Annotated in this window: 1 pseudogene; it reads right to left on the bottom strand. The window is 33.5% G+C overall.

Features of this window, described 5'->3' with window-relative positions:
* Positions 1–524 precede the first annotated feature (524 nt).
* A pseudogene (locus JCM17102_RS21025) lies at positions 525–996 on the bottom strand (gfo/Idh/MocA family oxidoreductase); the annotation flags it as partial.

Raw genomic sequence — 996 nt, 5'->3', positions numbered from 1 at the left:
AAGCAATTGAAAAGGAAAAAAAGATAATAGTATAAATATCTTCTTTAGCATAATGATAGATTTTTATTTATTAATCAATAGGGATATAAATATTATCAGAAAGAGTATAAGCTTAGTATTGAAAGAAAAATATTTTCCTCCCAATATTATATTTATGATCTCGTTACTCAATAATCACGAAATTCATACTTGTCTGATTTAGGATTTTATCGATACTTCATTCCACTATTCAAGAAATAAAGGTAATTATATGAGTATTTTGATTACTCACTTTCAAACATAAACATGGATAGTGATTGTATATTTTATCCAGATAAATAAACGACACTTGGAATCAACTCCAATCAATCTGTTGGTAATCTTTATATCCCTATCTTAAATTTTACATCTAGTGTATATCATCCAAAACTATTATATTCTGTCTTTTTTACACATATTACATAGATTATACTATTCTATATCTTTAGAGAATATCAAAATATGGTATTCAAAAAAGATATAGAATAAGTCTTTCAATTCAACATTTACAACTTATAAAATTCATCCCATCCTTTACGCGGTGGTAATCCCGCCAACATCGAATTGGCAAATTCATTGTTAGTAATCTGTTTTGTACGAGGGTCAAAGAATAACTGTGTATTCAAACGTTGCGCCATTACTCCCAATGAGAATACCTGACTCAACACTCCATTGATTTCAAACGGTGAACGTGTTTTCTCAACCCCCTGACAGGCAAGTAAGAAGTTTTCAAAGTGGTTCGAAGGACTCTTCGGTACTTCCGGTAGCTTGTCAGCCATTTCCTTTGCCTTTTCCTCGGGAATGATCGACAATGTACTGCCATGACTACCGCCCTTAAAGATTAAATCCTTCGTATAAATAATCTTTCCGGGATTCAATTTAGCAGCCGGAGCAGTTCCCTGGTTCGTTGTAGGGATATTCGGATCCAGGCCGGAAACGCCATAACCTGCCGGAATAGGAGGAAGGTTATCCAAACCA

Origin of the sequence: Bacteroides faecichinchillae JCM 17102 (assembly GCF_000614145.1) — a bacterium.
In the GTDB taxonomy this organism is placed as follows: domain Bacteria; phylum Bacteroidota; class Bacteroidia; order Bacteroidales; family Bacteroidaceae; genus Bacteroides; species Bacteroides faecichinchillae.
This window is presented reverse-complemented; position numbering and strand designations above follow the sequence as displayed.